The sequence below is a fragment of the Chitinophaga sp. GbtcB8 genome, assembly GCF_019091455.1.
Classification (GTDB): Bacteria; Bacteroidota; Bacteroidia; order Chitinophagales; family Chitinophagaceae; genus Chitinophaga.
In genome coordinates this window covers 47,310-61,285 of sequence record NZ_JAGXJN010000046.1, presented here as the reverse complement: position 1 = coordinate 61,285, position 13,976 = coordinate 47,310, and the positions used below count along the sequence as shown (strand labels likewise).

Here is a 13,976-nt window from a genome sequence, read left to right as displayed (position 1 = left end):
AGTGCCCAGAGCAGGAATCGACCCTGCACTATCTTGCGATATCCAGTTTTTGAGCCTGGCGCGTCTACCAACTCCGCCATCTGGGCAATCCCGCAATTGCGGGGACGCAAATGTAGAAAATTTTCCCGGAAACCCAAATAAAAAATCTGAATTGGGTTATTCCGTAAATTGGCCCATGCAAGTAACTGATTCCACCATCCATATCGGCCTTATACGGGAAGAAAAAATACCACACGATAACCGGGCCGCATTTACACCACAACAATGTCAATGGATCTTACAGAATTATCCTCACGTACAAATCACCGTACAGCCCTCGCCGCACCGCTGCTTCACGGATAGCGAATACACGCAGGCAGGTATTCCGCTGGCAGAGGACCTCTCCCACTGCCATATCCTGCTGGGCATTAAAGAAGTACCACAGGAAAAGCTGCTCCCCGGCAAAACCTACCTCTTCTTTTCCCATACCAAAAAACAGCAGCCTAATAACCAGGCCATGCTGCAGCATATCATAGATCAGCACATTACCCTGGTGGATTATGAATGCCTGGTACATGAAGATGGGCAACGCATTCTGGGTTTCGGATTTTTTGCCGGCGTGGTAGGCGCGCATAATGGATTACTGGCCTATGGTAAACGCACGGGACTGTTCACTTACCGCCCGGTGCATACCTGCCACGACCTGCAGGAGCTTATCAAACATTACTTCGGCATCAAGCTGCCGCCGCTAAAGATCGTGATCACCGGCTCCGGTCGCGTAGCCGCAGGCATCCTGGAAGTAATGGGTATGCTGGGTATTAAATACATTACCCCGGAGGAGTTCCTCATAAACAGCTATGCCTACCCCGTGTACACGCAGCTGAAAGCCGGTGAGCTGTACCTGCGCCGCTCCGATAAAACCTACAGCCGGGACGATTTTCACACCAGCCCGGAAAATTACGAATGCCGCTTCCTGCCCTACGTTACGGCCAGCGATATTCTGATGAATGGCATCTATTGGGAAGAAGGTATAGCCCCGCTTTTCTCCTGGAACGATCTGGCTAAAGATAACTTCCGCATCCAGGTGATTGCCGACATTACAGACGACACCAACGGCTCCATCCCCTGCAACCTGGGCGATTCCACCATTGCCGACCCCGTGTACGGCGTAGACCGCATTAGCCGGGAACGTACAGCCCCCGGCCTCTCCCGCTCCATAGACATGATGTGTGTAAGCAACCTCCCTAATGAGCTGCCCCGCGATGCCTCCCAGTACTTCGGCGATCAGCTGATGAAATATGTGTTTGAAGAGTTGCTGCAGCCCTACAGCACAACCATTGAAAATGCTACCATCGCTAAAAACGGACAGCTCACAGAAAGATTCGCTTACCTGGAAGGATATGTACAGGATCGGGTATCCGGCCAATGAATAGAAAGCGTATCTTTACACCAGAGTCTTTTCCCCGTTATTTATAATTAGAACAGTTTATGCGCATTGCCAACGCCCCAATTATTATAATCGCATTGCTATGCTGTATCATATTTGGCTGTAAAAGAGAATTAAGCCAGGAAATTCCGTACCCGGGCGGCGGCATTACAGATACTACAGGGACAGATACCACAGACACAACCGGCACCAATCCGCCGGATACCGTGGTAAATATCGATAGCTTTGCCAACTTTGAGCTGGTGGTCAGCGCAGGAAAATGCGCCAATTTCCAGGTGCAGGGTACGTATGTTTCCGGTGAATACTTAACGGAGAATGAAACGGTGACCCTGGAAGTGAATGTCATTACTCCCGGCAGGTGGTCCGTTGTCAGCGGCACCGTCAATGGTATCACCTTCTCCGATGTAGGCATTTTTACCACCACAGGCATACAAACTATTTCCCTTTATGGCGCAGGTGTTCCCGGGGAGTTTGGCACCACCCTGGTACCGGTATCCGTAGGCACTACCAGCTGCAGTTTTCATGTGCCGGTCAGTGAAAATTAAGATCTATAGATAGAGGTAGTAAGGTTGCAGCAACGCCACAAATTCCGGCGTATACACATTTTGCTTTTCATAGATAGCTAAGGATATTATTACCGGCGTAACCGGCTGCCGGCTGAAAATGCCTACAGCGCGGAAATACCCATGCTGCACACTTTGTTTCACTTCCAGTATTTGTTGAGGATAAAAACCAGCTGCTTCCGCCAATTGCCTGAAGCCCGGGAAAGCCGCATACGGCAACAATACAGAAAAGCTGCCCTCCTGCTGCAAATGATCGCTGATGGCTTGTAACAGCGCTTCATAGCCAAGCGTGGTAGCATGCATGGCCTGGTTGCGCAGGGTATCACCGCTTTTTAAGCTGCCTTCGTAAAAGGGAGGATTGGTAATAATGTGATCGTATAATTGGGTAAACGGCCATGCGCGTATATCCGCCTGCGTTACCAGCAAACGCTCTGCCCAGGGCGATGCTGCAAAGTTTTGCCGGGCCTGCGCCGCCGCAGCGGTATCCAGTTCCACACCAGTAATGCTGACCGGTATTTGCTGCGCCAGCATCAGGCTTAACAAACCTGTACCGGTACCAATATCCAGGATCCTTCCTACGGGCTGTGTCAACAGGTATTGCGCCGTAAAAGCCCCCTGCAAACACGCATCTGTACACACTTTCATGGCGCATTCATCCTGCTGAACCCTAAACTGTTTAAACTGAAAATAGTTATTGCCCATCAAAAAATATACAGAGGCTTAAACATACTGTAATCAGATCTCCGCTGCATTCCAATTCATAATTTGTAATTGACAATTCATAATTGAACTAAAAACCCGCTCTCGCGCTCACTCCTGCTTCCAGCCCTGCAAAATCACCTGCCAGGTATTTGTACCATGCCGTCATGGCAATCATAGCGGCATTATCCGTGCAATACTCAAATTTGGGAATATAGGTTTGCCAGCCGTATTTTTCACCATACTGCTGTAAGGCGTTCCGCAGGCCGGAGTTAGCGCTTACCCCGCCCGCAATGGCTATTTGCTGAATGCCGGTTTCCCTGGATGCCTTTACCAGCTTATGCAGCAGTATGCTTACAATACGCTCCTGTACAGATGCGCAGATATCTGCCAGGTTAGCCTGCACAAACCCGGGATCTTTCTGCTGGTGCTCCTGCAAAAAATATAGGATAGCAGTTTTTAATCCGCTGAAGCTGAAATTTAATCCCGGTATCTGCGGTTCGGGAAATTTGAAACGGGCAGCATACCCTTCTTTCGCATATTTATCTATTAACGGGCCACCGGGATAAGGCAGTCCCAATAGCTTAGCGCTTTTATCAAAGGCCTCTCCGGCCGCATCGTCCAGCGTTTCGCCGATCACCTGCATAGACAGCGGGCTATCGCAACGCACGATCTGGGTATGACCGCCGGACACTGTTAAACAAAGAAAAGGAAAGCTGGGTTTGGGATCGGCTATGAAATTAGCCAGCACATGCGCCTGCATATGATGCACGGCTATCAGCGGTATATTTAATGCCAGGGCCATGGCTTTGGCAAAACAGCTGCCTACCAGCAGGGAGCCTATCAGCCCGGGGGATTGGGTAAATGCAATGGCGCTCAGCTCACTGCGGTCCACACCGGCCTGCTTCAGGGCCATATCCACTACAGGTACAATATTCTCCTGGTGTGCGCGCGATGCCAGCTCAGGCACCACGCCCCCATATTGTTCATGTACGGTTTGATTGGCAATGATATTGCTTAACACCTTACCGTCGGTAAGTACGGCTGCACTGGTCTCGTCGCAGGAAGATTCTATAGCTAAAATATGTACGGGCATGGGTGCAAAACTACAGCATTTGCAGCTTTTATTGCGCCTTAATACAGTCTATGCGCACCAGCTTACCCGACATGCAGGCAGACATTTGCCCGCGCAGCTCCGTATAATTTACCCGTACACGCTGGCCGGGCTGCAGGTGAAAGCTTGTATCTATAATGGCCAATGGTTGCAGGCGGGTATGTGCGCTGTCGTTCAGTATGATCATTAACCCGCAGCCATCCAGTCCCCTCATGTCCATTACAATGCCTTCATAACGGCAGTCGCGGGTATTGATCTGGTTAGTGGTGGAGCAGGAATAAGCAAAGGCTGCCAGGCAAAAGGCAGCAATGTATATACGAAGTTTCATACACAGACAATGTTTGGTCATGAAAGCGCGAAGTTAATATTCCGCCCTCACTTTTCATGTTAATTGCTTCGGATAGCAACCACCGGATCCAGCTTGGAGGCAGAAAAAGCAGGTATAAACCCGGCCACAATACCCACAACGGCGGATATGCTCAGGCCAAGAATAATGTTCTTGACCGATAAGGTAATGGTAAAACTCTGGCTGCCGGATGCCAATAACGTACCCGTATACACGATCAGTAATCCAAAGCCCCCGCCTATCAAACACAATACAATTGCTTCCAGCAGAAACTCCATCAAAATTACACTGCGGCGCGCACCAATGGCCTTTTTAAGCCCAATGATGTTGGTACGTTCTTTCACGGTTACAAACATAATATTGGCAATACCAAAACCTCCCACTATCAGGGCAAATATGGCGATGATGCCACCGGCAACATTCATGATGGAAAACAGCCCGTTCAGGTTATCGCTCAGGGTAGTGATCTCGTTGAGGGAAAAATCATCTTCCTCACGTGGCCGTAAACGGTGCATGGCGCGCTCCACGCCCCGCAGCTCGTCTTTCAGCTGTACCAGGGGCACATTGGGCGCTGCTTTTACCATTATATAAGGATCGCCAAAACGGCGTTCATCCATAATAGTACGCCCGTAACCGTAAGGCACTATTACCGCGTTATCATAATTAATACCGCCCAGCAGGCTTTCTCCCTTTTTCTTCAGCAGGCCTATCACTTTACAGGGGCGGCCTGCAACCTGCACCACCTTATTCAATGCGGCATCCGAACTGTTGAACAGCCCTTCCCAGATGTTGGCGCCCAGTATCACTACGTTGGAGCTGTTTTCATTACCTGTAAAATAACGCCCGTTAATGATCGCCGGGTTCTGGATCTTATCAAAATCCTGTGATACCGCCATCACCTCTACCCCATCCATATAATCATCCCGGTATTCTATTTTTTTGCTGTAGGCCGAAAAAGCAAAGGCAGCAGAGGCAGCGCTTTGCACTTTATCCTGTATCACCTTCAGCTCCTTATGCTCAGGCTCCGGACGGTTCATGTATTTCCACCAGGGATATTCGCCCCCGCCGCCCCAGGGCCATTTCTGTATGTAGATCACATCACTGCCTAATGCCTGTACATCGCTGCGGATGTTGTTTTCCATACTGTCTGTAACGGTAAAAACGGCAATAATGCAAAAGATGCCAATGGTAATGCCCAGTAAGGAGAGAAAAGTGCGTAGCTTATTCACTTTCAGCTCCAGCAGCGCCATTTTAAGGCTGTTCCATAGTATTTTAAGGGTAGCTAACATATTCCCAAATATAATCTATTAAGTTAATAGTTGAGTAGCCGATAGTCCATGGCACACGCCACATAACAAGTTTATCCGGGCCATGGTACCGGCAACGCAGCGCTGGTAATGCTTAACTATGCCATGGACTATCAACCATGGATCATGGACCCAAAAATTTTACCTATTTTTGCACCCATTTTACAAAAACTACGAATGAAGTACTCCAGCGAGATCAACAAACGGAAAACATTTGCCATCATAGCCCACCCGGATGCCGGTAAAACCACCTTAACGGAGAAATTCCTGTTATTCGGCGGCGCCATACAAACGGCCGGTGCGGTAAAATCCAATAAGATCAAGAAGCACACCACCTCTGACTTTATGGAAATTGAGCGGCAGCGCGGTATTTCCGTGGCTACCTCCGTGATGACCTTTGAATACCGCGATGTGCTGGTAAACCTGCTGGATACCCCCGGTCACAAAGACTTTGCAGAAGATACCTACCGCACCCTTACCGCGGTAGACAGCGTAGTGCTGGTAATTGACTGTGTAAAGGGCGTGGAAGAGCAAACCGGAAAGCTCATGGAAGTATGCCGCATGCGCGATACCCCCGTGATCATTTTCGTGAACAAAATGGACCGCGACGGTAAAAACCCCTTTGACCTGCTGGATGAGCTGGAAGAAAAGCTTAACATCAAAGTACGCCCTCTGAGCTGGCCTATTAACGGCGGAACGGATTTCAAAGGCGTGTATAACCTCTATAACAAAAGCTTTGTATCCTTTTTGCCCAATAAAAAGGCTACAGATGATGATATAGTGCCGCTGGCCGATCTCAGCTCCACTTATATAGATGAACACTTTTCCGCAAAAGATGCCGCACAGCTGCGCAACGATGTTGAGCTGATAGAAGGCGTATATGATCCCTTTGATAATAAGCCCTACCTGGAAGGCAAACAGGCCCCTGTGTTCTTTGGCAGCGCGGTGAATAACTTTGGAGTAAAAGACCTGCTGGATACTTTTGTGGAGATAGCCCCTGTGCCCCGCGACCGGGAAGCCAGCACCCGCCCTATTGCGGTAGGGGAAGATAAGTTCAGCGGCTTTGTATTTAAGATCCACGCCAACCTGGATCCCCGCCACCGCGACCGTATTGCATTCCTGCGGGTATGCTCCGGCCGTTTTGAGCGTAACAAATTTTACCACCATGTACGCCTGGATAAAGATGTGCGCTTCAGCAACCCTTACACTTTCCTGGCCCGTGAAAAGAACGTGGTAGATGATGCCTACCCCGGCGATGTGGTAGGTCTTTTTGATACCGGCAACTTTAAGATCGGCGATACCCTTACAGAAGGCGAATCCTTTTACTTCACCGGCATTCCCAGCTTTTCACCGGAGCTGTTCAAAGAGCTGGTGAATAAGGATCCGATGAAAACAAAACAGCTGGAAAAAGGCATCCGCCAGCTAACGGACGAAGGCGTGGCCCAGCTGTTCACCCAGCATGGCGGCAACCGCAAGATCATAGGCTGCGTGGGCGACCTGCAGTTTGAAGTGATCCAGTACCGCCTGTTGCAGGAGTACGGAGCAGCCTGCCAGTTCAATACCCTGCCCTTTTACAAAGCCTGCTGGATCACCGGCAATAAACAGAAGATCGAAGAATTTACCCGTTTTAAACAGGCTAACATTGTAGAGGATAAAGATGGCCACCTGGTATACCTGGCCCAGTCTGAATGGTACCTGAATACAGAACGTACCAACAACCCGGAAATAGAGTTTCACTTTACTTCAGAAATACATAAATAAATGTGTGGATGTGCAAATATGCAGATGTGCGGATGAAGGTACTCCGCTTTAAATCATCTGCACATTTGCATATCTGCATATTTGCTCATTTACATCTTTCCGCTTCACGTAAATCGTTTTCCCGAATGCATAAATGCCTTATGCAGGGTACTCTTATTTTTGCATCATTCAATTAACACGTGGTAAAGCAATTTGCTTTCTTAGAAATAGCAACGTAGTTTAATTTGAGTTGGTCGTACAAAAAAAGCCGCACCTGTTCCCGGGAGCGGCTTTCTTTTAATTACGGATTATTTAATTACTCCTGCTTATTATACTGAAATAAGAATTCCCCCACCGTATTCCCCTGCTTCCCTTCCACCTTCACATCAAGGTGAGTTTCGCTTTTCCAGCGATAGGTGATCTTTTTAGGGAAATCATTAGCGGGGTTCTCTGCTATAAAGCCAATGGGTTTTAGTACGGTGAGTTTAACGCGTGCCGGTGTATTATTGAGCTGCCCGGTCATCACAGGAATATAATAAATGCCATCTGCGGCACGCACCAGCTGCATACTTTCCTGCAGGCTGCTATCCCGGCCAACAATGCGCCAGGTGTGGCCCTGCCAGGTGGAGTCATTAACCCTATGCCACTGCTCCGTGATCACACTTTCCCGGGTACGCATGTTCCAGGTACCTTCCAGCAGGTTTAAATAATGGAAGTCTGCTGTACGGGCCTGCCCCGCAGCCGTAGCGCCCCACAGGATCAATAGCAGGAACAGGCTACTGCTGCACCACCGCTTCTTCTCCATATATCTGGTGTTTGTATTTCAGGGAGGGTGATGTTATGAAAGGTCCCAGGTCCAGCGCTTTCCACTTTTCATCTACCTTCTGGATGGTAGCATCATCTGCCACAATAATATTAGGCCAGTCACGCTCAAAATTATCCAGGATGCGGGTTTTCAGCGTACCGTCAAAGCCAATGCCGGCCCTTCTTTTACCATTGGGCAATGGTAGGTTCACTACAAAGCTGTCGCGTTTAGGGTCCAGGTTATTGCAAAACCGCCACAGGGCAGAAGGCAGGTCGCTTACATCCACGGTATGTTCTACATACAGCACCATTTTAATACCTGCCATTTCCGGCAGTTCATATAAACGGTCATTCAGCTCTTTAATATGAAAAGGCCGTTTCTTTTCCACTGCTACCAGCAAACAGGAAATATCCATTTTCAGCAGCGCCGCATTCACTCCCTTTATCTCCGCAAACCGCTCCAGCAGCGCCGCTGCATTAAATTCGTAATTCGTAATTCCTAATTCGTAATTCTCATCTATTTCCTCTTCGTACTTCCTCGTTCCGTCAATACACATTTTACCGCCAAAGCCCATTTTAGAACAGGAATGGTCCAGCACATCCATAGGGCCCTGGCTTAAATAAATATCCGTAGCGGGGTTCAGGTGACGGAACACATACTGCGCCAGCTGTTTATAATCCTGTATGCCAGTACCTTCGTCTGTTACTACCAGTATTTTATTGAACATCATTTGCCCGGCGCCCCACATGGCGTTCATCACTTTTTGCGCCTGGCCGGCATAATCCTTTTTGATCTGCGCAATTACCAGGTTATGGAACACGCCTTCCACCGGCATATCCATATCCACTATTTCGGGTACCAGCGTCATTTTTATAGGCGCCAGGAAAATACGTTCTGTGGCCTTGCCTATCCAGGCGTCTTCCTGCGGAGGTATGCCTACTATCGTTGAGGGGTATACGGCGTCTTTACGGTGGGTAATGCAGGTTACATGAAAACGCGGGTACCAGTCGGCCAGGGAATAATAACCGGTATGGTCGCCAAAAGGTCCTTCCCATATCAGCTCTTCCCCGGGGTCTACATATCCTTCTATTACAAAATCCGCATCTGCAGGCACTTCCAGCTCCGGCTGGGTTATACATTTTACCAGCTCCACTTTCCGCTTACGCAGAAAACCAGCCAGCATGTACTCATCTACATTCTCCGGTAAGGGGGCTGTAGCAGAATAGGTATATACGGGATCGCCGCCCAGTATAACTGCCACGGGCATACGCTTGTTCAGCTTTTTGTATTCCATAAAGTGTTTGGCGCTCACTTTATGTTTATGCCAGTGCATACCCGTCATGGTTTTATCAAACACCTGCATGCGGTACATGCCCACATTGCGGCTGCCATTGTTCGGGTCTTTGGTGTGTATCACCGGCAGGGTTATAAAAGGGCCGCCATCTTTAGGCCAGCATTGCATTACCGGCAGTTTGGCCAGGTCAGGGTCGGCCATCACTACTTCCTGGCAGCTGCCTTTGCCGCCCACTACCTTGGGCATCCAGGAAGCAAACTGGCTAAGCTTGGGCAGCATAGATAATTTATCCAGGATGCTTTCTTTGGGTTTTGACAGCATTTTAAACAGCCCTTCAATCTCCGAAGCCACATCATCCAGCTCCTGCACGCCCAGCGCGAGGCACATACGTTTATAGCTGCCCATGGAGTTGATCAGCACCGGGAAATCATATCCTGTGTTCTCAAACAGCAGGGCCTTGCCCCCGCACGGCGATTTGCTTACCCGGTCGGTGATTTCGGCTATTTCCAGCTTAGGATCTACATAAGTTTTGATGCGTATCAGCTCTCCCGCCTTTTCCAGCGTATCAATGAAGTGTTTTAAATGCTTGTATGACATAGCGAAATGAAAAGACAAAGTAAGCTCAAAAATATGTCAATAAAAAATGTCCCGTCACGGAACTAATCCATGACGGGACTTTACCTATTTCAATCTTCATCTAAACATTTCAGACAGCACAAGGCATTTTCACAATATATATTAACGGACAAATGTAACACCCGCATTAATCACCACGTGGGCACGTGGTCTTGCCGGGTAATAAACTACAGGTGGAGGTGGAGGAGGAGCAACATATACCGGGGGGCCATATACTACCGGGCGTTCATACACTACTACCCTGCGGTCCCTGCACTCATTGTAATACCCGCCATAATAACGGCGGTCATCGCAACGGTCTCTTTTCCAGTGTTTGTGATGTCCCGGAGGTCCATAGCCCCTTCTTTGCGCCTGAGCAGATAATACGATGCCCCCTAACAGCAGCATCATGAATAGTACGCGTTTCATGCTGTTTCAATTTTAGTTCTTAATAATTGTTGTGAGCAGATGGTAGATGCTACCAGAGAATGGTCAAAGGCGGATTGTGTTTTTCGGTTTGCCGGTTGATAGATTTAAGTTAGCAATGATACGGTGTATATTATAACAGGTAGTTGAAGCGTCCCTCCTGGCGGGCCTTTCCGGCTCTTACTCTCTTCGCGGTTTCTGATCCTTATGGCAGTTGCCGGTGGGTCATCCGCTTCTTATATACCTGTTCTGTTGTATATATTTCAAAGAGTATGCCAAATAAAAAAAATCCCGTCAACAAGATAGTTGACGGGATACCTTTTTTTTATTGTGGACTTTGTTGGGGGCGAATGATTGTACGCTTAACCAACAAGTACTATGCCAAAATGAGTGCTGTACTAGTATTTGGGACAGGTAGAAAACTTTTGTTTGCCGAACATACCGCGACCGCCTATACGATAAGTGAGGGTTAAGCCGGAAAAAATGTACCAGTCCTTATTTTTATCAGATCCTCTGATAGTGCCGTCTGCAGGGTAAGTGCCGGGCGTAATGCCTTTGGTATTTACTTCATCCCCGCGGTAGGCAAAATCAACGGCCTCCTGCCCTCTCCAGTATCTTAAGCGGGTTGCTTCGTCAACATAGGTTTTGCTTACATCATCCAGGTAATCGGTAAAGGTTTTACGGAAACCAATCTCCAGTCCCAGGGTCCAGGTATCATTCAGCATTACCTTTATACCCGCGCCAAAAGGAATGGCAAACTGGTGCAGCGCATATTGCCTTCTGTCCGGGTATTCCGGGAGGTTCTGCCCTTCAGTGCTCAGGCGGCGCAAAGGCACGCTATTACCCAATGAGTCTTTTGTTGTGGGATAGAACTGGAAAAGTGCGATCCCCCCAAATACATAGGGTGTAAAGCCTTTCTCATAAATATCCAGGAAATTAAATTCTGCAATGAAATGCCCATCCCATATCACTGAACGGAAGCTCAGGTTGCGTTTAAGCAGGTCCTTACTTTCATTGGTGCTGTCAGCGCCTGCAATGTGCCCCCAGTTAAGACCGGCCCGTAAGGTCAGATAACGGTTGATGTCTCTTTTTACCATCAGGCCCAGCGCAGGACGCGTATACTTCATATCTACCCGCTGCTGTGCAAGATCGCCGCTGTAATTACTGATCCCAGCAAAACCACCAATATGCCAGTCTTGTGAAAACGCGCTGAGTGGGGCCAGAAAACTAAGCAATAGTACCCATTTGATCTGTTTCAACTTGATAAGGTTTTTTTAAGAGGCTAATAGAATTATTATTAATAACGTTAAAAAATTGAAAAAAAGTATAAAGTTATAAGTTTCAGTTACCCGTTAATAATTTTTTCTCCATTCCTGCCAAAAACATTAATTTTATTTTAATTGGCAAAAATACATTATTTATTGTTTTTTACATACACCTATAAACGACTGTGTACCAGCAACTTAATCTAACCTCACTAAAACCTGTAACTAATAATGAAGCCCAAAGCGCCCACAAAAGATCAATTGGAGCAATATGCCCTGCGCGGTCTGGGTTATGCCGATGATCATGTAATGGAGTCCTTTAACATGAAGGAAGTATCCGACTGGCTGGGGATCTCCTACTCTTATTTTTATCACATCTTTGCAGAGATCATGGGCGAACCTTACTGGCAGTACGTAAAACGTCATCGCCTGGAACTGGCCGCCGGCCTGCTGCGCCACAGCGGGTATAATATCGGGGAGATCAGCGACCTCTCAGGCTACGCTACCATGGCCGCTTTCACCAAAGCCTTTACCAACCACTTCGGCGGCAGCCCGCGTTATTTTCGCCGGATAGAGGAGCTGCCCAACGAAAAAAGAACCCTGGAAATGACGGCCATGATCACGGCTGTACATGCCCAGCAAGGCAGCACTATCAGCAACTTTTTCAGCTTTGAAAGGGCAGAACATGTAATACTGCCCGATTCCATCATGTATTACACCCTCATTTCCTATGGCCAGGACCCCATAGCCCAGCTGGTAATGAGAATGAGCCGCTACGAGCAGCGCTTCCGCAAAATGCTGGATCTGCTGGATCTGCCACAAGGTAAAATTGTTACCGGTACCCTGGATGCTGTGCCGGTTACCGATTATGAAAGACTAAGCATGTATGCCGGTGTATGCATTCCCGTTAAGGATACCCAGGCTAATATCCAGTTAAGCGAGCAGGTGAAGAATTTAATTCGGAAACGTATATCAGGTGGCCATTACCTGCGCCTGCAGGTGCCGCTGGACTTTGTTAGCGCCGGGGTGCCCATGTATGACTTTATTAACCGCTGCTGCCGCGAAGGCATTTATAAGATGAGCGGCAATCATTTCTTTATGTCACTCACAGGTCCCAATTTGTGCGAGATCTATATTCCCTACATGAAGAATATCTGAATAATGAGCGGATGTGCAAATATGCAGATGTGCAAATGACGGATTACGCTTCAATCCATCTGCATACCTGCATATTTGCATATCTGCACATCTATTTAAACACTGCCTTAAAGCAGTTGGTTGAGGTATTTTCCCCGTCTTTTGCATTGGTCTTGCGGCCGTAATATTCATCCAGAAAAGCCTCTGCCGGCGACCATACCGTTTGCATCATACCCTGGTACATTGGTTTCAGCTCTTTGGTAGCATCCCTGCGAAAATGATCCAGGTCATCCAGCTGGGCTACAGCTACCTGCGGTTTGCGCCAGGGGCAGGTGATCACGCGCAGGCCTTTCATAGCAAAATACACCGGCGTTTTATCCGGGCGGTCATAGTGCCAGTCACAGATCATCACATCTTTCGGGATCAGGTCTACTGCACGGTGGGTATTATTCATGCTGGCCTCCCACATACCCATGCCCGTGGTTTTACCATCCAGCAGGCGGTCGCCCCAGATCCACAGCTCACGGTGTTTCTCTGCCAGGTGGTTGCGCAGCGTACGTACCTCGCCGGCAAAAAGTTCCGCTTTATCACGGCCGCCACAACGCGGGCATTTATCATTGCCTATATAGAACACTTCATCCATACCGGCATGAAAAGCATCTGTTTCAAACGCATCACAAATTTCATCCATCACATCAAACACCACCTTATGCACTTCCGGGTGCAGCGGGCAATAGCTTTTACAATAAAGGCCGTCTTCATTGGGCCATACATAGTTAGCCGGCATTTTCACCTCCGGGTTTTCATCAAACGCAGGGTATACCCGTAACAAAGTACCGGTGCTGCCTGCCCAGGATTGGTGCCCCAGCAGGTTCACCTGTGGTATCAGATGTATACGGTCTTCCTTACAGGCCTGTACCAGTTTGGCCACATCCTGTTTGGATAATGCACCGGGATCACTCAGCTCCGGGTGGCTTTTATACTGGTAATTATAATCTATGCGCAGCACTAAGGTATTGATATGGCGGGGCGCCAGCTCCTTGTGAATGAAGGTGATAAATTCATCCAGCCCCTTTACGGAAGGTGCGCCAATACAGAATCCGCGCACCGGCAGGCTGTCTATTGGATTGTATTTTGCCGTGGACTGGGCATGGCTGTCAGCATGTACCAGCAGTATCAGGCATAGCGGTAACAGGTATAGCAATTTTTGCATCTGGTTAAATTGGTTTAATCATTGAT

13 protein-coding genes and 1 tRNA gene are annotated in these 13,976 nt (G+C 48.4%); 4 read left to right on the top strand and 10 right to left on the bottom strand.

Annotated features, from left to right (window positions below):
- Positions 1–2: 2 nt before the first annotated feature.
- Positions 3–86, bottom strand: a tRNA-Leu gene (locus KVT36_RS28190).
- A gap of 89 nt (positions 87–175) precedes the next feature.
- Here KVT36_RS28190 and KVT36_RS28185 point away from each other — a divergent pair.
- Positions 176–1,408, top strand: a complete 1,233-nt coding sequence (locus KVT36_RS28185; RefSeq protein ID WP_217606781.1) for an NAD(P)-dependent oxidoreductase — start codon at positions 176–178, stop codon at positions 1,406–1,408.
- 59 nt (positions 1,409–1,467) lie between these two features.
- Complete coding sequence (locus KVT36_RS28180) at positions 1,468–1,971, top strand: hypothetical protein (RefSeq protein ID WP_217606780.1); 504 nt, start codon at positions 1,468–1,470, stop codon at positions 1,969–1,971.
- A gap of 3 nt (positions 1,972–1,974) precedes the next feature.
- Here KVT36_RS28180 and KVT36_RS28175 read toward each other — a convergent pair whose 3' ends face one another.
- From KVT36_RS28175 to KVT36_RS28160, 4 genes are all read right to left on the bottom strand, one after another.
- Positions 1,975–2,634, bottom strand: coding sequence for a tRNA1(Val) (adenine(37)-N6)-methyltransferase (locus KVT36_RS28175; RefSeq protein WP_217606779.1), 660 nt, complete (start codon positions 2,632–2,634; stop codon positions 1,975–1,977).
- A 145-nt stretch (positions 2,635–2,779) separates the two neighbouring features.
- The gene (gene tsaD / locus KVT36_RS28170; protein WP_217606778.1) at positions 2,780–3,784 is read right to left on the bottom strand and encodes a tRNA (adenosine(37)-N6)-threonylcarbamoyltransferase complex transferase subunit TsaD; all 1,005 of its coding nucleotides are present in this window, start codon (positions 3,782–3,784) and stop codon (positions 2,780–2,782) included.
- Positions 3,785–3,812: 28 nt separating this feature from the next.
- Positions 3,813–4,130, bottom strand: coding sequence for a hypothetical protein (locus KVT36_RS28165; RefSeq protein ID WP_217606777.1), 318 nt, complete (start codon positions 4,128–4,130; stop codon positions 3,813–3,815).
- Positions 4,131–4,189: 59 nt separating this feature from the next.
- The gene (locus tag KVT36_RS28160) at positions 4,190–5,437 is read right to left on the bottom strand and encodes an ABC transporter permease (protein ID WP_217606776.1); all 1,248 of its coding nucleotides are present in this window, start codon (positions 5,435–5,437) and stop codon (positions 4,190–4,192) included.
- A 195-nt stretch (positions 5,438–5,632) separates the two neighbouring features.
- Here KVT36_RS28160 and KVT36_RS28155 point away from each other — a divergent pair, with 195 nt between their 5' ends.
- Positions 5,633–7,216 (top strand): peptide chain release factor 3, encoded by a 1,584-nt coding sequence (locus tag KVT36_RS28155; RefSeq protein WP_217606775.1) that lies wholly within the window; start codon positions 5,633–5,635, stop codon positions 7,214–7,216.
- A gap of 295 nt (positions 7,217–7,511) precedes the next feature.
- Here the strand turns inward: KVT36_RS28155 and KVT36_RS28150 are convergent, their stop codons facing one another.
- The 4 genes from KVT36_RS28150 to KVT36_RS28135 form a co-directional block, all read right to left on the bottom strand.
- Complete coding sequence (locus tag KVT36_RS28150) at positions 7,512–8,000, bottom strand: DUF6265 family protein (RefSeq protein ID WP_217606774.1); 489 nt, start codon at positions 7,998–8,000, stop codon at positions 7,512–7,514.
- Positions 7,972–9,891, bottom strand: coding sequence for a menaquinone biosynthesis decarboxylase (locus KVT36_RS28145; protein ID WP_217606773.1), 1,920 nt, complete (start codon positions 9,889–9,891; stop codon positions 7,972–7,974). Before KVT36_RS28145 ends, KVT36_RS28150 begins: the two co-directional genes overlap by 29 nt.
- A 141-nt stretch (positions 9,892–10,032) precedes the next feature.
- On the bottom strand, positions 10,033–10,338 hold the full coding sequence (locus KVT36_RS28140; protein ID WP_217606772.1) for a hypothetical protein: 306 nt from the start codon (positions 10,336–10,338) through the stop codon (positions 10,033–10,035).
- A gap of 395 nt (positions 10,339–10,733) precedes the next feature.
- Entirely contained in the window at positions 10,734–11,594 is an 861-nt protein-coding gene (locus KVT36_RS28135; protein WP_217606771.1) for a DUF6089 family protein, read from the bottom strand.
- A gap of 237 nt (positions 11,595–11,831) precedes the next feature.
- Here KVT36_RS28135 and KVT36_RS28130 point away from each other — a divergent pair, with 237 nt between their 5' ends.
- A complete protein-coding gene (locus KVT36_RS28130) occupies positions 11,832–12,758 on the top strand; it encodes an AraC family transcriptional regulator (protein ID WP_217606770.1) in 927 nt (308 codons plus the stop codon).
- A 91-nt stretch (positions 12,759–12,849) separates the two neighbouring features.
- Here the strand turns inward: KVT36_RS28130 and KVT36_RS28125 are convergent, their stop codons facing one another.
- Positions 12,850–13,950: a family 20 glycosylhydrolase gene (locus KVT36_RS28125; protein WP_217606769.1), complete on the bottom strand. Its 1,101-nt coding sequence runs from the start codon at positions 13,948–13,950 to the stop codon at positions 12,850–12,852.
- Between the last annotated feature and the right edge of the window lie 26 nt (positions 13,951–13,976).

Bases quoted from the DNA above. Each gene is read 5' to 3' on its own strand.
- KVT36_RS28185 (WP_217606781.1), top strand. From the start codon at position 176: ATGCAAGTAACTGATTCCACCATCCATATCGGCCTTATACGGGAAGAA.
- KVT36_RS28180 (WP_217606780.1), top strand. From the start codon at position 1,468: ATGCGCATTGCCAACGCCCCAATTATTATAATCGCATTGCTATGCTGT.
- KVT36_RS28175 (WP_217606779.1), bottom strand. From the start codon at position 2,634: ATGAAAGTGTGTACAGATGCGTGTTTGCAGGGGGCTTTTACGGCGCAA.
- tsaD (WP_217606778.1), bottom strand. From the start codon at position 3,784: ATGCCCGTACATATTTTAGCTATAGAATCTTCCTGCGACGAGACCAGT.
- KVT36_RS28165 (WP_217606777.1), bottom strand. From the start codon at position 4,130: ATGAAACTTCGTATATACATTGCTGCCTTTTGCCTGGCAGCCTTTGCT.
- KVT36_RS28160 (WP_217606776.1), bottom strand. From the start codon at position 5,437: ATGTTAGCTACCCTTAAAATACTATGGAACAGCCTTAAAATGGCGCTG.
- KVT36_RS28155 (WP_217606775.1), top strand. From the start codon at position 5,633: ATGAAGTACTCCAGCGAGATCAACAAACGGAAAACATTTGCCATCATA.
- KVT36_RS28150 (WP_217606774.1), bottom strand. From the start codon at position 8,000: ATGGAGAAGAAGCGGTGGTGCAGCAGTAGCCTGTTCCTGCTATTGATC.
- KVT36_RS28145 (WP_217606773.1), bottom strand. From the start codon at position 9,891: ATGTCATACAAGCATTTAAAACACTTCATTGATACGCTGGAAAAGGCG.
- KVT36_RS28140 (WP_217606772.1), bottom strand. From the start codon at position 10,338: ATGAAACGCGTACTATTCATGATGCTGCTGTTAGGGGGCATCGTATTA.
- KVT36_RS28130 (WP_217606770.1), top strand. From the start codon at position 11,832: ATGAAGCCCAAAGCGCCCACAAAAGATCAATTGGAGCAATATGCCCTG.
- KVT36_RS28125 (WP_217606769.1), bottom strand. From the start codon at position 13,950: ATGCAAAAATTGCTATACCTGTTACCGCTATGCCTGATACTGCTGGTA.